The organism is Collinsella aerofaciens, assembly GCF_964243765.1.
GTDB classification, from domain to species: Bacteria; Actinomycetota; Coriobacteriia; order Coriobacteriales; family Coriobacteriaceae; genus Collinsella; species Collinsella aerofaciens_BU.
Genome location: NZ_CAXTGI010000017.1, coordinates 1 through 19,479 on the forward strand (window position 1 = coordinate 1; position 19,479 = coordinate 19,479).

At 61.2% G+C, this 19,479-nt stretch carries 13 protein-coding genes; 5 read left to right on the plus strand and 8 right to left on the minus strand.

Annotated features, from left to right (window positions below):
* Nucleotides 1-147 precede the first annotated feature (147 nt).
* From ACESSC_RS09545 to ACESSC_RS09555, 3 genes are all read right to left on the minus strand, one after another.
* A complete protein-coding gene (locus ACESSC_RS09545; RefSeq protein WP_117842809.1) occupies nt 148-1,611 on the minus strand; it encodes an amino acid permease in 1,464 nt (487 codons plus the stop codon).
* A gap of 153 nt (nt 1,612-1,764) precedes the next feature.
* Nucleotides 1,765-2,220: a NanQ anomerase/TabA/YiaL family protein gene (locus ACESSC_RS09550; RefSeq protein WP_117842808.1), complete on the minus strand. Its 456-nt coding sequence runs from the start codon at nt 2,218-2,220 to the stop codon at nt 1,765-1,767.
* A gap of 3 nt (nt 2,221-2,223) precedes the next feature.
* Complete coding sequence (locus ACESSC_RS09555) at nt 2,224-5,232, minus strand: glycoside hydrolase family 2 TIM barrel-domain containing protein (RefSeq protein ID WP_373162695.1); 3,009 nt, start codon at nt 5,230-5,232, stop codon at nt 2,224-2,226.
* A gap of 376 nt (nt 5,233-5,608) precedes the next feature.
* Here ACESSC_RS09555 and ACESSC_RS09560 point away from each other — a divergent pair, with 376 nt between their 5' ends.
* Nucleotides 5,609-6,625: a LacI family DNA-binding transcriptional regulator gene (locus ACESSC_RS09560; protein WP_118270427.1), complete on the plus strand. Its 1,017-nt coding sequence runs from the start codon at nt 5,609-5,611 to the stop codon at nt 6,623-6,625.
* Between the two features lie 305 nt (nt 6,626-6,930).
* Here ACESSC_RS09560 and aspS read toward each other — a convergent pair whose 3' ends face one another.
* The gene (gene aspS, locus ACESSC_RS09565; protein WP_373162697.1) at nt 6,931-8,718 is read right to left on the minus strand and encodes an aspartate--tRNA ligase; all 1,788 of its coding nucleotides are present in this window, start codon (nt 8,716-8,718) and stop codon (nt 6,931-6,933) included.
* A 256-nt stretch (nt 8,719-8,974) separates the two neighbouring features.
* Here aspS and serB point away from each other — a divergent pair, with 256 nt between their 5' ends.
* The 4 genes from serB to ACESSC_RS09585 all read left to right on the plus strand — a co-directional run bounded on the left by serB (nt 8,975) and on the right by ACESSC_RS09585 (nt 11,979).
* Complete coding sequence (serB, locus tag ACESSC_RS09570) at nt 8,975-9,610, plus strand: phosphoserine phosphatase SerB (protein WP_373162699.1); 636 nt, start codon at nt 8,975-8,977, stop codon at nt 9,608-9,610.
* A gap of 116 nt (nt 9,611-9,726) precedes the next feature.
* The gene (larB, locus tag ACESSC_RS09575) at nt 9,727-10,509 is read left to right on the plus strand and encodes a nickel pincer cofactor biosynthesis protein LarB (protein WP_373162700.1); all 783 of its coding nucleotides are present in this window, start codon (nt 9,727-9,729) and stop codon (nt 10,507-10,509) included.
* A 10-nt stretch (nt 10,510-10,519) separates the two neighbouring features.
* The gene (gene larC, locus ACESSC_RS09580) at nt 10,520-11,437 is read left to right on the plus strand and encodes a nickel pincer cofactor biosynthesis protein LarC (RefSeq protein WP_373162701.1); all 918 of its coding nucleotides are present in this window, start codon (nt 10,520-10,522) and stop codon (nt 11,435-11,437) included.
* A 2-nt stretch (nt 11,438-11,439) separates the two neighbouring features.
* Nucleotides 11,440-11,979 (plus strand): TetR/AcrR family transcriptional regulator, encoded by a 540-nt coding sequence (locus tag ACESSC_RS09585; RefSeq protein WP_373162703.1) that lies wholly within the window; start codon nt 11,440-11,442, stop codon nt 11,977-11,979.
* Between the two features lie 302 nt (nt 11,980-12,281).
* Here the strand turns inward: ACESSC_RS09585 and larD are convergent, their stop codons facing one another.
* From larD to hisS, 4 genes are all read right to left on the minus strand, one after another.
* Entirely contained in the window at nt 12,282-13,013 is a 732-nt protein-coding gene (gene larD, locus ACESSC_RS09590) for a D/L-lactic acid transporter LarD (protein WP_373162705.1), read from the minus strand.
* Nucleotides 13,014-13,062: 49 nt separating this feature from the next.
* Nucleotides 13,063-14,340 (minus strand): nickel-dependent lactate racemase, encoded by a 1,278-nt coding sequence (gene larA / locus ACESSC_RS09595; RefSeq protein WP_373162707.1) that lies wholly within the window; start codon nt 14,338-14,340, stop codon nt 13,063-13,065.
* A gap of 611 nt (nt 14,341-14,951) precedes the next feature.
* Entirely contained in the window at nt 14,952-17,765 is a 2,814-nt protein-coding gene (locus ACESSC_RS09600) for a phosphoenolpyruvate carboxylase (RefSeq protein WP_373162708.1), read from the minus strand.
* A gap of 258 nt (nt 17,766-18,023) precedes the next feature.
* Nucleotides 18,024-19,337 (minus strand): histidine--tRNA ligase, encoded by a 1,314-nt coding sequence (hisS, locus tag ACESSC_RS09605; protein WP_373162710.1) that lies wholly within the window; start codon nt 19,335-19,337, stop codon nt 18,024-18,026.
* Nucleotides 19,338-19,479 lie beyond the last annotated feature (142 nt).

The window sequence follows — 19,479 nt, forward strand, 5'->3', positions numbered from 1 at the left end:
GGAGAGGGCCTGACCCCATATCGTTGGGGCCAGGCCCGATTTTGCCTCTTGACAATGTCCTGCTCATATTAAAAGGAGGGGCCTCGTAAGGCCCCTCCTTAGGAAAGGGAATCGATTTATTCCACAGCCGCAGATTAATCCTAGCCGCTACTCCATCATGTCGAGGACGGAGGGGCGAAGCTCGCTCTCGGCAGCCTCGGGATCGGTCTCGCGCAGGCGGTTGATGTAGCGGTTGTACCACATCACGGCAAGGCCCAGGAAGATAACTACACCGCCAACGTTGTAGACCAGTGTCAGCCACAGAGGCTGATCGAGCGGGATGGTGCCGCAGATAAGCACGAAGCAGAAGACCACCAGTAGGAATGCAGCAATGGCCAGGCCAAAGGTACGCGAACCCATGCGGAAGCCACGGGGAGCAGCGTCGAAGTTCTTGCGCAGCATAAAGTAGGCAAGCAGGATCAGCAGCGGCGGGAGCAGAGCGGTGGCAGCCGTCATGTTGGTGACGATCATGAGCAGGTCGTCTAGGTTGCCGGAGCCCAGGGCCGGGATGATCAGGATGGGGACGACGATGGCAAACTGCAGCCAGGCAGCGCGGGCAGGAATGCCGTGCTCGTTGAGCTCGACGATCTTGCTACCAAAGACGCCCTTGGGGATCTCGGTGAAGAAGACCTTGATGGGAGCAGAGGTCCACATCATGAGGGAGCCCAGCGTGGCAGCGAGAAGGATCAGGCCAATGACGCGCGTGGACACTTCCATGGGAATGCCAAAGTGGGCAAAGACAGCGCCGAATACGTCGAAGATACCGGTGGAGATGGCAACGCCGCCCTCGGGAATGAACAGGTTGACCAGCAGCGAAGCGCCTGCATACAGAAGGCCGATGGTCAGGCCGGCGATAACGACGGTGCGCACGAAGGCCTTGACGCCACCCTTAAGGTCGTTAAGGAACACGCCGACAGACTCAGCGCCGCCAACGCCCTGGATGATCCAGGCAAGCGTACCGAAGAAGCCCCACATAGTTGCGAAGTTGGTCGTGTCGGGAGCCATGTTAGCGGGGGTAGGAGCCGTAGCGAACTCGACGCCGCCAAAGGCAGCAGCCAGGGACAGCAAGATGAACACGGCAGTCAGGCCGAGAGCCGCGGTCGAGCCGAAGGAGGAAATGGAGCCGATCCACTTAGCGCCCTTGGTCGAAACCCACGTGGCGATAGCAAAGACGACGATCTCGATAATGGTGATCCACAGCTGCGAGAGCTCGGCATTGGCACCAAAGAACACGTAGCTCGCGTAAATGATGACGTTAGGCAGGACGGACGCAAAGTAGAACAGGTTAACGAACCAGTAGCTAAACGCCGTCAGGAATGCCCAGCGGCCGCCCATCGAGGTCTTGACCCAGGCGTACACGCCCGACTCGGAGTCCTTGTTAAGGCCGACGAACTCGGCGGTAACCAGGGTATAGGGGACAAAGTACAAAAGCGTGGCGAAGAAGAACGACGGCGCAGCTGCCAAGCCGATGGCCGCGTTGTTGTTGATGATGTTCTTGATACCGAACACGGCGGCGACCGTCATGCCCAGCAGAGCGAACGAACCAATCGTTCCTCGTTTTTCAGAGCTCATAAGCCCTCCCAATCATCCGTTATATCTCATCTAAAACCGTCCGGACTGCAAGCGCAATCGTGGACGGCGCACCTGCTAAGGGGAATGGGGAAAAGGGAGTCAACAAAGCCATCCCCCTTAACGGCGCTAAGCAAACGCCCAAACGGACGAATACTACTTGTTGGGGAAGGAATAACCTTCAACCGTCACGTGCAGTACCACGACGCGGGAATCCGCGACATCGGCCACGACACGGTAGGCCTCGTCAATTTCGACGACGGCAACGCCGCCGGCGGGAATCGTCACGGTCTCCCCCATACCCTCAAAGCGCTCGCGATCGTCGATATCGCTGTAAGTGCGCGTGCAGGTAAGATCCGCCTTGGAAGCCACCTCGACGGTCAGGTCGCCGTCGAGCGGAGCGAGCACGGCATGGTAGCGACGGTGACCGACCAGATCGGCGGTAGCGGCCTCGCGGGCATAGACCCACCAGTACACCAACGAGTCGCCGATGGAGTAAGCCACGTCGTGCTGCAGGTCGGCAACGCCATCGAGCGCCTGACCGGTGCGCATCCACTTCTTGACGGACTTCATCTGAGCGTCGAAATCGGCGCGCGAGTTAAAGACATGCATGACTTATGCCTCCTTAATGGGTGCCAGCGCCTGAGCCAGATCGGCAGACGTCAGCGGTCGCAGGGACACCTCAAAGCTGAAGCTCTCAAAACGGGTGCGGTAGGAATCGAGCACCTCGGAACCCCAAGAGTTCGAACCAAGGCCGAGCAGCTGGTCGTTGATATTGACCGTAACCGTGTCGCCCTTGACAAGGTCGTAGACGTGCTTGGCGTTATCGATGGCCTCGCAGCTATAGGGCCATGCCGAGAACGAGAACGGGTTGGAAGCGGCGTCGCTCGGACGCGTCACGACCAGACCGTCACCGTGGCTAGAGCGCAGGGCGACCCAACGGGTGCCCTCGCGGTTAGCGCAATCCTGAGGCATAACGTAGGGCGTGAACATGTCGTCGACCGTAGTGCGGTAATGACCGACCGGGTTGGCGCGCAGCGAGTCCGGATAGTTCTCGCCCGGGCCGTGGCCATACCACTCGACGGCACGATCGCAACCGGGGACCTCGAAGGAGATGCCGATGCGCGGGATGATATCCGAGTAATCGCCGTAGGGCTCGCCGGAAACCTTGAGGTCGACGCGACCGCTCGGAAGCACGGTGTAGACGAGCTCGACGCGCATGCCGAACGCGCGGACGGGAGGAGCGATACGCTGGCTCACGGTAACGACGATCGCATTGCCATCCTGCTTCCAAGAAACCTTGCGGGTAGACGTCTGCATCACATCGATGAAGTTGTCCTTCCACAGTGAGTCATACTCCTGGGCATGGTTATCGACGAGCGGATGCCAAAAACCAACCTGGGGACCAAAGGCCATTACGTCGCGGCCGGATGCCTTCCACTCGCTCACGGTACCGTTGACTTTGCTGAAGGTCAGCTCGCCGTTGAGGGAGTGGATGCGGATCTCCTGCTCGGTCTCCTCAACCGTAAGCTCAGGACGAGCGGGGGGCACGATGGCCGGCGCCGGATGGTTTGCGATGGCAAACTGGCTTGCGCCCAGCTGGAACATCGGCTCGCACCAGACGTGAGCGGCCATGGTGTAGGCGCGCACGGTCAGCAGGGTCTCGCCCACTGCGGCCTCGCGAATCACCAGCGGCAGCTGGACGGACTCGCCGGGGGCAACCGCGCCGGGCATGAGCGTCTTGCGGCAGGCCACGTCGCCGTCCACCAGGGTCTCGGCCGACAGGCAGACATCCTCGAGGGTGGTGAACCAACGCTTGTTGGTGACGGTCAGCTCGCCTGCCTCGGCGTCATAAGCCATGCGGACCGGGCAGATGACCTGGCCGTACTCGGTAAGGCCCGGGCTCGGCTGCTGCCAGGGGAACACCATGCCATCGATGCAGAAGTTGCTGTTGTTGGGGTAATCGCCGTTGTCGCCACCATACATATCGTAGGCAACGCCGTCCTCGGTCACAGCAGCCAAACCGTGGTCGCACCATTCCCAGATAAACTGGCCTTGGATGCAATCCCAGCGATCGAAGACCTCCTGGTACTCGGACAGGCCTCCGGGACCGTTGCCCATGGAGTGACCGTACTCGCAGTTGATGCGCGGCTTGGGGAACGGATGCTCACCAAAGTCGTTCATCTGCGAAACACGGGAGTACATCGTGGAAATGACGTCGACGGTATCGGCGTTGCGGTCCTCCTCGTAATGGACCGGACGATCATCGAGCTCGTGAGCCTTGGCGTACATCGCGCGGATGTTGCAGCCATAGCCGCTCTCGTTGCCCATCGACCACATAATGATGCAGGCATGGTTGCGTTCCTGCATCACCAGGCGCTCAATGCGGTCGACGTAGGCCGGCTCCCATGCCGGGTCGTCGGTGACCAGGGCGATATTGCCGATATTCTCGAAGCCGTGGCTCTCCATATCGGTCTCGGCGACCAGCATGATGCCATACTCATCACACAGCTCGTAGAAGCGCGGGTCATTGGCATAGTGAGAGGTGCGCACCGCGTTGATGTTGTGCCGCTTCATGAGCTCCAGGTCGCGGCGCATGCGATCGAGGCCCACGGCGCGACCCTTGTGATCGTCGTGATCGTGGCGGTTGACGCCATGCATCTTAAAGTAGGTGCCGTTGAGGTAGATATGATTGCCCTCGACCGTCACCTCGGCAAGTCCCTGGTGATGCGGAACGTACTCGCTGACCTCGTCGCCGTCGTAGACCTCAAACGTAAGGTCATAGAGGAAGGGGTCCTCGGGGTTCCAGAAGTGGGCATCGGCAACGCTGCACTCGGCATGGCCATCGACGCACTCGCCCGTAGCGACCACGTTCTCGCCATCGCTGAGCGTAAACACGACGCGGGAAGCGCCCTCGGCCACCGTATCGAGCGTGATCAGAGCGGCATCGCCCTCGCGGTGCGTGCGGAACCTAAAGTCGACCAGGTGCGCGGCGGGACGCTGCATAAGGTACACATCGCGGAAGATGCCCGAGGCCCACCACATGTCCTGATCCTCGATATAGCTGCCATCGCTGTACTGCAGGACCTTGACCGCAAACAGGTTGTCGCCCTCGACGAGCGCGTCGGTCACGTCGAACTCGGCAGACAGGCGCGAGCCCTTGGTCATGCCGATAAACTGACCGTTGACGTACAGCTCACCATAGCTCTCGATGCCGTCAAAGCGAATGATCTCGCGAGCGCCGGCAGGCACGGCGGGAAGGTTGACGATGCGCTGGTAGACGCCCGTGGGGTCGTCGGAGGGAACGAACGGCTGATCCACCGGGAACGGGAAACCCTCGTCGGTATAGGCAAGATTGCCATAGCCATCCACCTGCCACAGGTGCGGAACCTCCACGTGATCCCACTCGGGCTCGTACGTAGAGAGCTCCTCGTTGGAAACGGCAGCAGGCCCCTCAAAGAGGCGGAACTGCCACGAGCCAGACAGCTGGACAAACCCGCGCGACAGCTCGCGGCTGTACGTAGCGGCGAGATCGGCGGTCTCGTAACCCATAAAGTACGCATGGGGTGCCAGGCGGTTCCTGTGGGTGAGCGCTTGGTTTTCCCAATCGTTAATGGCGTCCATGGTGATGCTCCTTCGTCATCGTAGTGATTCTTGTGCAACCGGTTGTCCTTATCTTACGGGCGATGCAAAAAATTGTGCAACCGGTTGTCCGCTGAACGGTCGATTTGGTCGGATTAACGGTGCAACCGGTTGTACAGCTGCAACACTTATGTCACCCTGAGTATCGAAACTCAACACAAAACATCGTTCTTAAGCTCGTAGGCAACCGCCGCGCCCGCTGATATCTCACCCACACGAGACGTATTCGATTGCGGCTTGGTTGCAAAACGACACCTGTCACCGGATATCATGAACGCTGTTCAGGTGCACTATAGTAAGCTGTATCCGCACCAGCCCGTATCAGTGACAACATCGACCGCATTTTCCAGGAGACGCCATGACCCAACCAGTTCGCACCGCACCTACGCTTGCCGAGGTTGCCGCAGCTGCCGGCGTGTCGCGCTCCACGGCATCGCGCGCCCTCAACGATTCGCCCCGCATTAGCGAGGAAACCAAAAAGCGCGTCCGTGCGGCGGCCAAGAAAGTCAATTTTGTCCCCAACGCTCGTGGCCGAGCGCTCGCTGTCGGGCGCACGGAAATCATCGCCGTGCTCGTGACCGAGCCCCTGAGTGAACTCTTCAGCGACCCCACCTATAGCGAGTTTTTGAGCGGCATTACCGAGGAACTGTCGGAGTCATCCTATCTGCCCGTTATCTTGCAGGCGTCTTCTACGCATGAGCGCAACCGCGCACGCGAGCACTTTGAGCGCCGCTCGTTCGACGCCGTGATCGACGTCTCCCCCTACAAGGGCAGCGAGCTGCTCGAGGTGCTGCGCGAGCTGGGCGTACCCACCGTGTTGTGCGGCCAGCTCGAGGGCCACCCCTATCGCGACGTGTTCTCGACAGTCTACTCTGACGACGAAGAGGGCGGACGCTTTGCAGCGCTCGCTATGAAAGAGCGCGGGCGCAAAGATATCGTCGCCGTGTTGGGACCGCAAGACAACCCCGCTGTTGTCGACCGCCTGCGCGGCTACCGCACCGTCCTGGGCGAAGACCTCCCAGGCGCAAACGTTATCTATACCGGCTGGAACAGCGGAGACGGCTATCAGGCCATGCACCAGATCCTCGCGCGCGAGATTGCTTTCGATGGCGTGCTCTGCGGATCGGACCGTATCGCGGCTGGCGTCATCACCGCACTCAACGAGGCAGGCCTATCTGTTCCGGCGGACGTTTCCGTCGTCGGCTTCGACGATCACGAGATTGCGGCGCGCTGCGTCCCCGCGCTCACGACCGTCCGCCAGCCCCTGCGCGAAGAAGGCCACATGGCCGCCAACATTGCGCTCGACATGATCAAGGGCGCCGAGCCCACCACCTCCGTGATGCACATGCAGCTAATCCAGAGAGACTCGCTATAAGAAACTGGGACAGGCTTTCCGCCAGACAGTTGTTGCGGAAAGCCTGCCCCGTTTTGAGTGCTCATTCTGGGGCACAGTTTCCGTTAGACCGCTCAACCGGAAACTGTGCCCCATTATTTTGCCGAATTCTGGGTCGCGCTTTCCCAGAGGATTCCCTTTGGGAAAGCGCGACCCGTTCTGGACACAGATTCCGGGTCGCAGTTTCCGCGACGTCCGGTCACCCCATGCCCTCACAATCTCGGCGTATAAAAAACGAGGGAAGGCACGCGTCCTTCCCTCGTTGCAAGCAATTTGTGGCCGCTCGCCTACATCAAGCGCAGGCTGACGTCCTTGAGCTGGGCGCCGCTAACGGCACTCGGGGCGCCCGACATGAGGTCGGAGCCGCTGGCCGTCTTGGGGAACGCCATGACGTCGCGGATGGAGTCGGAACCGGTGAGCAGCATGCACACGCGGTCCAGGCCCAGAGCAAAACCGCCCATCGGGGGCGCACCAAACTTGAGCGCCTCCATGAGGAAGCCAAACTGAGACTCGGCACGCTCCTCGGTAAAGCCCAGGAGCTTGAGCATGGACATCTGCATCTCGGCGTTGTGGATACGCATACCGCCGCCGCCGGCCTCAAAGCCGTCCATGACAAAGTCGTAGGTGCACGAACCGGCTGCCAGCGGGTCGGCCTCGATCTTGGCGATGTCGGTCTCGGTCGGCAGGGTGAAGGGCTGGTGCTCGGCAGCGTAGGCCTTGCGGTCCTCATCCCAGTGGAACAGCGGGAAGTTGACGACCCACAGGAAGTCGTGGCCCTCGCGCTTGATCTCGAGCGCGTTGGCCATGTGGGAACGCATGCCGCCCAGGATCTCGTCGGAGAGCAGGCGCGGGCCGGCGGCGAACATCACAAGGTCGCCGGGCTCGACGTCCATGCGCTCGCGCAGAGCGGCCATCTCCTCGTCCGAGAAGAACTTGACGATGGGGCTGTTGATGGAGCCGTCCTCGCGGAAGGCGATCCAGGCCAGGCCCTTGGCGCCAAACGTGGAGGCCACGCCGGCGAGCTTATCGATCTTGGCACGTGCCCAGGCACCGGCGCCCTTGGCGTTGATAGCCTTGACGACAGAGCCCTCCTCGTTTGCGGCAGTCGCAAAGACCTTGAACTTGGAGTTGGCGAAGATGTCGGTCAGGTCGACCAAGTGCATGCCATAGCGGGTATCGGGCTTGTCGGAGCCATAGGTGTCCATGGCCTCCCAGTAGTTCATGCGACGCAGCGGCGTGGGCATCTCGACACCCATGCGGCCGAAGGCATCGGCCAGGACCTCTTCGAGCGCGTTCATGACGTCATTCTGGTCCACGAAGGACATCTCGATATCGACCTGGGTGAACTCGGGCTGACGGTCGGCACGCAAGTCCTCGTCGCGGAAGCACTTGGCAACCTGGTAGTAGCGCTCGACGCCACCGACCATAAGCAGCTGCTTCAGGAGCTGCGGGGACTGCGGCAGGGCATAGAAGTTGCCCGGCTGGATGCGGCTGGGGACGATGAAGTCGCGGGCGCCCTCGGGCGTAGACTTGAACAGGGAGGGCGTCTCGACCTCCATGAACTCACGGTTGTGCAGCGCCTCGCGAATGGCAAAGGTAAAGTCGGAGCGCAGCTTGAGGTTGGCCATCATCTCGGGACGACGAAGGTCCAGATAGCGATAGCGCAGGCGGGTGTCCTCGCTGGTCTCGATGCCGTCCTCGATTTGGAACGGTGGGGTGACGGACGTGTTGAGCACCTCGGCGTGGTCGGTCAGGACCTCGATCTCGCCGGTCGCGAGCTTGGTGTTGGTGGTCTCCTCGCCACGGGCGCGCACGACGCCGTGAATCTTGATGGGCCACTCGGGACGCATGGTCTCGGCGATCTTAAAGGCATCGCCGTCGGAGTGCTCGGGGTCGAAGGTGAGCTGCGTGATGCCCTCGCGGTCGCGAAGGTCGCAGAAGATAAGGCCGCCGTGGTCGCGGCGACGGCTCACCCAACCGGTGAGGGTGACCTCTTCGCCCACGTTCTCGAAGCGAAGCTCGCCGCAGGTACGGGTGTGCATGGAATGCTCATCGATGGGACGGGTCTGGCTCATACCAGTGATCCTCCTTTATGGATCTGTGCCGCCCCGTGTCGTTCCGGGCGGCGTCGTACAGATTTGCCCAGCCTGCGTAAACCGCGCAGCCAGACATGGCGTTCTATCTTATCGCACTCGCGTCGATGTGCCGCGAAAAAGTGGCTCCTGCCCAAAGACTTGACGGAGACGAAACAATTGACGCGCCGCGGCACCCGCCCGCGCTCGTCACGTGCGACAATATGCCCCAATAAAACAGCACTCGGAAAGGCCCGCCATGACTGCACGCCTCATCGTTATGGATATCGACTCCACGCTCATCAACCAGGAGGTCATCGACCTGTTGGGCGAAGAGGCCGGCGTGGGCGAGCAGGTAGCGCAAATTACCGAGCGTGCGATGCGCGGCGAGCTCGACTTTAAGCAGGCACTCGAGGAGCGCGTTGGGTTGCTTGCCGGCTTGGACGAAAGCGTGTTCGAGCGCACCTTTGAGCGTGTGACGTTTACTCCCGGTGCGCTGGAGCTTGTGCGCTCGGCGCACAGCAAGGGCTGGAAGGTCGGCGTGGTAAGCGGCGGCTTCCACGAGGTCGCCGATAAGATCGTGGCCGCTGCGGGCATCGATTTTTGCCTGGCCAACCGCCTGGAAGTCGTCGACGGCAAGCTCACGGGTAAGCTGGCGGCAGAGATCGTGACCAAGGAGTCCAAGCTCATCAAGCTGCTGGATTGGGCAGTCGAGTGCGGTGTCGACATGGCTCATACCGTCGCGATCGGCGATGGCGCCAACGACATCCCCATGATCCAGGCCGCGGGCACGGGCATCGCGTTTTGCGCCAAGCCCAAGACGCGCGAAGCCGCCCCGTTTGCTATCGACGAACGCAACCTGATGCTCGCCATGGACATCATCCTGCGCGACTAGTCGATCCATCTAACAACAGAATTAAATCCTTTATGTCTAGTTTCCGAACAATTTTGTTCTAATGTTCGGAAACTACCTTTTGAGTGCTAGACTTTGCGCCGTCGAAGGGAACATATATGGATAAGCGAGATCTTGAGCAATTGCTGAGCGATGTTGCCGGCGGAACAGTCACACCGGCCGCCGCCCTCACGCGCATCCAGACAGCGCCGACCGCCGATCTGGGCTTTGCGCAACTCGATCTTTCGCGCGGGGTACGCCAGGGGGCCGGCGAGGTTGTCTACGGCGCCGGTAAAACCGCCGAGCAAATTGCCGCCATTATCAAAGCATTACTCGATGCCGGCCAGGAGCGCATCCTGGTCACACGCTTGGATGCCGAGAAGGCAACCCGTACCTCGGAGCTCCTCGACAACGGCATCGACCTGGGATATATCCCGGACGCACAGCTCGCCCTCGTGGGCGGCAAGCCCTCCCCCACCGGCAACGGACGCATTGTCGTCGCCTGCGCCGGCACGAGCGACTTACCCGTCGCCGAAGAAGCCGCGTTGACGGCCGAATTCTATGGCAACGAGGTCGACCGCCTCTACGACGTAGGTGTCGCCGGCCTGCACCGCCTGCTCGCGCATGCCGAGGAACTTGCTCAGGCGCAGGTGGTCATCGCCATCGCCGGCATGGAGGGCGCCCTGGCGAGCGTTATCGGCGGTCTGGTGAGCTGCCCGGTCATCGCCGTTCCCACCAGCGTGGGCTACGGCGCAAATTTTGGAGGCGTAGCCGCGCTGCTCGCCATGCTCAACTCCTGCGCCAGCGGCGTTTCGGTCGTCAATATCGACAACGGCTTTGGTGCCGCCTACCAGGCAAGTCTTATCAATCATCTGAGCGCCGGCACATCCTGCGCCCGTTAAGGAGCATTCCATGTCCAACCATCAGCACGCGCTTATCATCGACGGCACTTCGGGCATCAGCGGCGATATGACCGTCGCGGCCCTGCTCGACCTGGGCGCCAGCGAGGAGCACCTGCGCGAACAGCTTGCCACGCTGCCGGTCGACGGCTTTACGATCGCCGTCACGCGCGCAAACAAGCATGGCATCGACGCCTGCGATTTCGACGTCCAGCTTGCAGCGGAACTCGAGAACCACGATCACGATATGGCCTGGCTCTACGGCAACGAAGCAGCTGCCGAGCACACACATGAGCATGAGCACCACCATCATGATCATGGCGAGCACGAACACGTGCACTGCCACGAGCATGACCATGAGGGCCACGGTCATGGCCACGAGGGTCACCATCACGCCCACCACCATCACCACCGTTCTTTGGCGGACGTCACCGCCATCATCGATGGCTCGCAGCTAAGCGATGGCGCCAAGCGTCGCGCGCTCGCCATCTTTACCGCGCTCGCCGCCGCCGAGGCCAAGGCCCACGGCAAAACGCCCGAGACCGTCATGTTCCACGAGGTGGGCGCCGTCGACTCCATCGTTGACGTCTGCTCTGTCGCCATCTGCCTCGACGACCTGGGCGTTGAGGATATTGTGGTCGAATCGCTCTCCGAGGGGCACGGCACCATTCGTTGTGCCCACGGCCTCATGCCCATTCCCGTGCCCGCCGTCGTCAACCTGTGCCAGGCGGGCAATATCGCTCTCACGCCCGCCCCGGTCACCGGCGAGCTCGTGACGCCCACGGGCGCCGCCATCGTCGCCGCACTGCGCACGTCCGAGCACCTGCCCTCTCCCTACCGCATCGAGGCCGTCGGCTACGGTGCCGGCAAGCGCCCCTACGAGGGCTGCTCCGGCACACTCCGCTGCCTGCTCGTTCACGCGGACGAATAGCCATGGATGCCCGCAAGGCAAAAAGCCGCGCCGCCATCGTTTCGGCTTTCTCCGAGCTCCTGCGCGAGGAGGACTACAGCAAGATCACCGTTGGCGACATCATCGTGCGCGCTCACGTAGGCCGCGCGACATTCTACGGTCTCTTTAAGAGCAAAGACGACCTACTGTCCGAGCTCGTGTGCGATATCTGCACCCATGCCCTCGACGATGATGGCACACCGCTCGATGACCCACTCGTACAGGTCGAGCATATCCTCAACAACCTCTGGGAACGCCGCCAGGGCGTACGAGCCCTCGTAGCCGGCGCCGGCTCACGCGTCTTCGCCGACTGCTTACGCAAGACCATCATGTCACGAGCAGCCGAAACCGTCCCCACCGACCCAAACGGCCCCGCCGCCACCATGGACCGAAGCTTCCTACTACACCACATAGCCTCAAGCTTCGTAGGAATGGTCCAATGGTGGGCCTGGCACAACTTCCAAGCAGATAAGACCGAAGTAGCCAAAGACTATCTATCAGCCATAAAGCCCCTCTTCAACTAAGTAAGAAGCTCATCCCAAAGCACCGCCCCACCCCAAGGCGCCACGCATCCCAAAGTGTCACTCGCGCCTCAACGCCGCCAACAGCAACAAGCCCCTCCCATCCAAATTCAGATTTATATGTTGGGTTGCTTGCTCGAGCGCAGCAAAGATCCCGCAGCTGGCCGCATGGGGTAACTTCCCAGCGCATTCCGCAGGACGAAAGAGCCCCCGCCGCACGAAGCGCGCAGCGGGGGCTCTTTCATGTCCGAGGACGCGCTGGGAAGTTACCCCATGCGGCCAGCGGACAACTATGTAGCCTCAGACTAGAACATGCCCAAGAAGCCATGCACAAACAGCGCGGCCAGAGCGGCGCCGACAAACGGAGCGATGCCAGGAACAAGCAGGCCGTACTTCCAGTTGTTGTCAGCCTTGTTCTTGATCGGCAGCACCTGATAAGCCATGCGAGGACCAAGGTCACGAGCCTGGTTCATGGCGAAGCCGGTGATGCCGCCCATGCCCATGCCAACAGCCCAAACGATCAGGCCGACGCAGATTGCGAGCATCAGAACGTTCTCGCCGGCACGGCTAGCGGCAGCAAGGATGGCGCTGATAAACACGAAGGTGCAGATAGCCTCGCAGAAGAAGTTGCGGGCATAGTTGGTACCCTCGGTGGTGGGGTTGGTCGAGAAGATGTTGCGCTGGGCAATGGGGTCGACGACGCCCTCGGAAGCCTTGAACTCATCGGCATACATAAACCAAGCGATCACGGCTCCCACAAAGCCGCCGAGCATATCGGCAAGCATGAAGGGGATGCAGCTGCCCCACGGCACCAGGCCAACGATGCACTGGGCAAGCACCATGGCGGGGTTCATGCACACGGCGCCACCAAAGACAAACAGGCAGACCGAGATGCCAAAAGACCAGGTGGTGATGGCAAACATGTGGCCGGAGCCCTGATACTTGGTACCCTTGAGCACAGTATCGCAGTGCACGCCCACGCCAAAGACGATCATGAGGGCCGTAGCGCCGAATTCGCAGAGGAGTTTGGTAAGCATAAAACCTTATCTTTCTTGTCGGTTATAAACGATTCGTTTAAGCCACGCGCTAGTGCTGCGCAACGACAACGCCCAGGCCATCGGGAATGACAGCCACCTTGGCATCGGCGCCCTTCATCTCAAAGGCAAGCTTGAGCGCCTCCTCGATGGTATTGACCGGCGTCATGTGCATATCCTTGAGCATCTGGTGATCGCACAGGTCGGTAACCATGATCACAGGGTGATGTGCCAGGATGCGGGCGAAAATCTGGCTCGTCCACTGGTCGGGCAGGGTCTCGTCCTTGGGACGATCGATGCAGGCGCGCTCAAACTCCGCCGGATCGTTGTCAGCGATGTTGTGATAGAAGCCCTCGCCGCCGTGACCGTCGGCACAACCGGCGACGTCGATGATCACACCGCCCTCGGGAAGCGTGGCCTCGGCAGCGCACATGCCCTTCACGGCCTGGTAGATGTTCTGATCGAGCGGGTAGCCACCGTTGGTGGTGATGGCAATCTCGCACTCGACGGGCTCAACACCGGCAAGGCTCTTCACGAACTCGCAGCCAGCCTCGTGTGCCTTGTGGATGTCACCGGCAAAGGAGCCAATGACCTCGTGCTTGCCGTTAAGCACTACGTTGAGCACGAAGGCGAGATGCGCCATCTCGGCAGCGGCGAACATGTCCTCGCTCACGTGGTTGTGGCACAGGTTGCCGGCACGCGAATGGGAGTCGTTCACAAACTGACCGTTGTGGTTGTACATGATGGTCTTGTAGCTGGCGATGCCAGGCAGGACAGACTTGCGGCTGCCAGAGAAACCGGCAAAGAAGTGCGGCTCAATAAAGCCCTCGGCGAGCAGCAGGTCGCAGTCGGCAGCGATTTTGTTGATGATGCACTCGCCACCAGAAGGCAGGGTGCCGATCTTTTTCATCATGCTGTCGTCGGTCGCGACATGTATGACGATCTCCTCGTTCGCAACAATCTCCTCGCCGTACTTGTTGACGAGCTCTTCGTGCGTCGACGGACGGTGCATGCCAGTTGCAACCAGAATACGAACGCGCGCCTCGGGCGCAGCGGCATGAATGTGATGCAGCAGAATGGGCATCGTCACACGCGAAGGAACGGGACGCGTATGGTCGGAGCTAATGATGACGATATCCTTCTTGCCAGCACAAAGCTCCTCGAGCGAAGGCGAGCCGTAAGGGTTGGCAAGCGACTCCTCCACCAGCTCTTCCTGCGATTTCGTGGTCTTAAACTCGTTTTGATGACCTTCCATCACACCCGCGTAGTTCTTATCCTCGAGTTCCAGATGCAACGTCTTGTGGTCAAACGGCAGTTCACATTCAAACAATGACGAGCGCCCTCTTCCTTTCAACTGACACACTAGATAAACCGTTGGAAGGATACGCCGCTCACCGAAAAACACCACCGTCTACCGACTCATTAACACAACGTTCATATTTGACCCACAACAAAACGGCCGCGATCCCAAACGAGACCGCAGCCGCTACAGTCGTAAGGCGCGAAGCGCACTTAATTCTCATCAGCCCCAATCCCCGAAGACCGAGGACAAAAGGGCCCGATGGGTCTCCCTCTGAATGCATTCCGCAGCACGAAGCCTTTTCCAAACGCGCGAAGCGCGCCATTATTCCCCCAGCCAGTAATCCGCCGAAGACCGGACATCGCAGGGGCCGCCGTATGTTTACTTTCCGGCGCACTCCGCAGGACGCAAGAAGCCCTCGCCGCACTCCACATTAGGCGCGAAGCGCACTTTTATCCCTTCAGCCCCAATCCCTGAAGACCGAGGACGAAGGGACCCGATGGGTTTCCCTCTGAATGCATTCCGCAGCACGAAGCCCCCTTATCCGCAGCTCCGAAGGAGCAGGATAAGGGGGCCTCAAGTGCGAGGACGCATTCAGAGGGAAACCCATCGGGTCCCGGTGAGAGCCGCAGGGCTATCGATTACCCCGTGTTTTGCAATCCAGCCGAGACGCCGGTCACAGTCGAAAGAATCAGGCTCATGTACTCGGCCTTCTTCTCCTCGGCCATCTCGTCCTGGTTCATACGCACCTCGCGAAGGGCGCGGACCTGGGCGATGGACAGGGCGTCAACGTAGGGGTTGCGCACGCGGACAGCGCAGCCAAGCACGCGGCGGCGCTGCAGCGGCCACTCGTCACCGACGATGGCAAGGACCCACTTACGGGTGAGCTGCATCTCGGTGAAGACCTTCTCGGACAGATCCTGGCGATCGCCCAGGTGCAGGTACATCTTGGCGATGCGCTGATCGGTCTTAGCGATCGACATCTCGATGTTGTCGATGAACGTGCGGAAGAACGGCCACTCCTGGTAGGCAGCCTTAAGCTGGTCCAGATCGCCAAACTGCTCGCAGGCGGTACCCAGGCCGTACCAAGCGGCAAGATTAATGCGCGCCTGGCTCCAGCTGAAGATCCACGGAATGGTGCGCAGGTCGTCGAGCGACTTGGCACCCAGACCGCGCTTGGCCGGGCGCGAGCCGATCGGCAGCAGACCGACCTCGGTCAGCGGCGTCACGGTCGAGAACCACGGTGTAAAGTCCTCGGTGTTCAGCAGGTCCAGATAGCGCTCGTGGCTTGCGGCGTTGAGCTTCTCGGCCATGCCCCAGAACTTCTGCGTGGTCTCGGTGTTGGTCTTCTCGACACTCGGAGCCGACTGCAAAAGCGTTGCAGCGGCGACGGACTCAACATGGCGCTGAGCTAGCGTGCGGTTGCCGTAACGGGCAAAGATGACCTCGCCCTGCTCGGTAAGCTTAAAGAAGCAGTTGACCGAACCCTTGGGCTGCGCCAGCACGGCCTTGTTGGCCGGACCGCCGCCACGGCCCACGGCACCGCCGCGACCGTGCATGAGCACAAGGTCGATATCGTTCTTCTCGGCCCACTTGGCAATGCGCTCCTGCGCGGAGTGCAGCGCGAGCATGGCCGTGGTAGGACCGGCATCCTTGGAGGAGTCGGAATAGCCCAGCATGACCTCCATGCGGCGGTTGGTCTGGGCAAGGCGCTTTTGCACCACGGGCAGCGTGAGCATCTGGTCGAGCACGTCGACGCAGCCCTCGAGGTCCTCGAGCTGCTCGAACAGCGGGATCACGTCGAGCTCGGGGACATCCTCTTCGTGTGCAAAGGACAGGTGGGCCAGCTCAAAGACGTCGGCCACATGCTGGGCGCTCTTGGTGAACGAGATGATGTAGCGGTGCGCCATCTTCTTGCCGTAGCGCTTTTGGATGGAACCGATGGCACGGAAGGTGTCGATAACCTCGCGCGTCATGGGCTGCAGGTCGCCATGGATACCGTTCTCGTGGATATCCTTGAGGGCGCGGGCGTGCACCACGGAGTGCTGACGGAACTCCATCTCGACCATGTGGAAGCCGAAGGACTCGACCTGCCAGATGATGGTCTGGACCGGGCCGTAGGCGGCACGGACGGCACCGCAGGCGGCCAGGGAGCGCTGGACGACGCGCAGGTCATCCAGGAACTCATCGGCGCTGTGGTACATGGTATCGGTGATGCGACGGACGGTGGCGTTCAGACGGTCGGCCATGACGAGCATAACGGCGCGATGCGGCTCGTGCTCGGAGATCAGTTCAGCACGTGCGGTGTACTGAGTGCTCATCTCGACCTGATGGTTCCACAGGTTGATGAGTTCAGCAGACGGCTTGCTGTAGGTGGCCTCAAGCGTCAGGTTGCGGCCGATGCGGCGGCACTTGTCCTCGAGCTTGAGCACCATATGGGTGAAGTACTTGGCAGCAACCTCGCGGCTCACCTTGGCGGTGACGTTGGGGTTGCCGTCGCGGTCGGAACCGATCCAGCTGCCGGGGTGGAAGAACGCCGGGCACAGCGGCGGCACGGTGCCGGCCTTGTCGCCCAGCACCCAGTCATCAAAACGACGATAGATAACGGGAATGACGTCGAACAGCGTGTTATCGAAGATGTCGATGATGGTATCGGCTTCCTCGACGGGCGTGGGCTTCTTGAGCGCGATGGGGCTCGTACGCACCAGGGCGTCGATCTCCTGCAGCATATGGCGCTCGTTCTCCACCAGGTCGGAGCCGCCCAGGCGCGGACGCTCCTCCAGCAGGTTGGAGATACGGCGAATCTTGCCCTCGACGGCCTTACGACGGGCCTCGGTGGGATGTGCGGTAAAGACAGGGTGGAACTCGAGCTTGTCGAGCAGCTCGTTAGCGCCCTCGACACCCATCTCGTTTACCAACTGGTGATAGGCGACGGTGAGTTCGTTGGCGGGATCGACCTCGGTATCGGTCGACGCACCTGCCTCGCGCTCGCGCAGCTGCGCCACGCGGTAGTTCTCCTCCGACAGGTTTGCCAGATGGAAGAAGCTCGTAAAGGCGCGGACGATAACCTGCTGCTTATCGAGCGGCAGACTGTCGATCAGATCAACGACCTCGCGAAACGCCACGGCGGTGGGCTCGTCGGCAGTGGGCACGCCCTGCTCGTCGACGGACTCGTCGGCAGCACGGGTGCCGGGGTTTCCGGCATTGGCCACAATCTCGGCTGTCAAAATCTTGTCGAACAGGTCCGCGATCTCGGGATCATACTCGCTAAGCACACGGCGCTCCAGGCGCAAGAACAGCGCCAGATTGTCGCGCAGCTCCTCGGGGATCTCGATCTCGGCGAGACGCTCCTTGGATTCGGCATTCGAGCCGATTCGGTTAACGAGGCGGTTGACCACGGCAGCGACGCGCGCCGCGGCTTCGGGTACAGACTGGTTGCTTAGGTTCTCAGCCACGTTTCCTCCCATTCCTCCTTCTATGCACGTAACATGCGGTATTCATTATAGGCACTCGGCAAAAACTTTCGGCGCTGATTGCGCTTTACCACACAAAAGTATTTTCTGCATTGCAAGAGTTTTTGCCCTAAATGGTCGTATTTCTCGGTGGGCGGCATACGTAAACGGGGGCATTCCGCATAAAAGCGAAACACCCCCGTAACAATCGCTCTCAATGAGCTGAGCGCTTTAGTGAGTCCACAGCTCAAAAATCATGCGCTACAGGCGCTCACGAACCGCCTCGACCACGTTGGCCAGATCGACGAGGGCCTCGTCATGGCTCTCCATGTCGCGCACCTTGACCTTGCCGGCGGCAAGCTCGTCGCCGCCCAAGACCAAAATGAGCTTAGCGCCCACCTTGTCGGCCTGCTTAAACTGAGCCTTAAGCGAACGACCCTGATAGTCTGCCTCGGTCACGATACCTGCGGCGCGAAGCTCCTGCGTAATGGCAAAGACGTTCTGGCGCAACTCCTTGCCGGCGTTGGCGACGTAGACACACGGGGTCTCATCGGCGCCCAGGTCGCTGCCAAAGGCCTGCAGGGCCAGCAGGGCGCGCTCAAAACCGACGGCGAAGCCGACGCCGGCCGTGGGCTTGCCGCCCTCGAGCTCGACCAGGCCATCGTAGCGGCCGCCGCCACCGATGGAGCCGACGCCGGCACCAGGGGCCTCGACCTCAAAGACGGTACGGGTGTAGTAGTCCAGGCCGCGTACCAGGGTGGGATCCTCGACGTACTCGATACCGGCGGCGTCCAGATAGCGCTTGACCTGCTCGTAGTGCTCGCGGCACTCATCGCACAGGTTGTCGCCCATCAGCGGGGCGTCGGCCATAATCTCGCGGCAGTGGTCGTTCTTGCAGTCGAAGGCGCGCAGCGGGTTAAGCTCGGCGCGCTCGCGGCACTCGTCGCACATCTCATCGGCGTGGTCGAGAATGAACTGCTTAACCTGCTCGCGATAGGCCGGACGGCATTGGGCATCGCCCATCGAGTTAATGAGCAGACGGAGCTTGGACAGACCGAAGCCCAGGCGCTTGTAAAACTCCATGAGCATAATGATGCACTCGGCGTCTGCCGCCGGATCGGGAGCGCCGAGCCACTCGATGCCCACCTGATGGAACTGGCGCAGGCGGCCCTTCTGGGGACGCTCGCCACGGAACATGGCCTCGGCGTAGTAAGCCTTAAACGGCGTGGAGCCCTGGGGCACCAAGTTGTTCTCCACGACGGCGCGTACCACGCCAGCCGTGCCCTCGGGACGAAGCGCCAGGCGCTGCTTGGGCTTGAGCTTGGTATCGGTGCCCTCGGTAAAGACGCGCTCCAGGTTGGCGCCGCTAAACACGCGGAACATCTCCTTGCGCACGACGTCGGTCGACTGGCCGATGCCGTGGACAAACACGTCCACCTGCTCGATCGCGGGCGTCTCGATGGGCTTAAAGCCAAACGGCTCGAACACGCCGGCAGCGATCTGCTGCATCTTTTGCCAGGCGCGCATCTCGGCGCCGATAAGGTCGCGGGTTCCCTCCGCCTTCTGTGCCTGCATGGGCAAACACCTTTCTTTTGTATCGCGTCATAGGTAGTGGTCATTATACGGCACAAACACAAACCGCGGGGGGGGGGGGGGGGGGGGGGGGGGGGGGGGGGGGGGGGGGGGGGGGGGGGGGGGGGGGGGGGGGGGGGGGGGG

Bases quoted from the DNA above. Each gene is read 5' to 3' on its own strand.
- ACESSC_RS09545 (WP_117842809.1), bottom strand. From the start codon at position 1,611: ATGAGCTCTGAAAAACGAGGAACGATTGGTTCGTTCGCTCTGCTGGGC.
- ACESSC_RS09550 (WP_117842808.1), bottom strand. From the start codon at position 2,220: ATGCATGTCTTTAACTCGCGCGCCGATTTCGACGCTCAGATGAAGTCC.
- ACESSC_RS09555 (WP_373162695.1), bottom strand. From the start codon at position 5,232: ATGGACGCCATTAACGATTGGGAAAACCAAGCGCTCACCCACAGGAAC.
- ACESSC_RS09560 (WP_118270427.1), top strand. From the start codon at position 5,609: ATGACCCAACCAGTTCGCACCGCACCTACGCTTGCCGAGGTTGCCGCA.
- aspS (WP_373162697.1), bottom strand. From the start codon at position 8,718: ATGAGCCAGACCCGTCCCATCGATGAGCATTCCATGCACACCCGTACC.
- serB (WP_373162699.1), top strand. From the start codon at position 8,975: ATGACTGCACGCCTCATCGTTATGGATATCGACTCCACGCTCATCAAC.
- larB (WP_373162700.1), top strand. From the start codon at position 9,727: ATGGATAAGCGAGATCTTGAGCAATTGCTGAGCGATGTTGCCGGCGGA.
- larC (WP_373162701.1), top strand. From the start codon at position 10,520: ATGTCCAACCATCAGCACGCGCTTATCATCGACGGCACTTCGGGCATC.
- ACESSC_RS09585 (WP_373162703.1), top strand. From the start codon at position 11,440: ATGGATGCCCGCAAGGCAAAAAGCCGCGCCGCCATCGTTTCGGCTTTC.
- larD (WP_373162705.1), bottom strand. From the start codon at position 13,013: ATGCTTACCAAACTCCTCTGCGAATTCGGCGCTACGGCCCTCATGATC.
- hisS (WP_373162710.1), bottom strand. From the start codon at position 19,337: ATGCAGGCACAGAAGGCGGAGGGAACCCGCGACCTTATCGGCGCCGAG.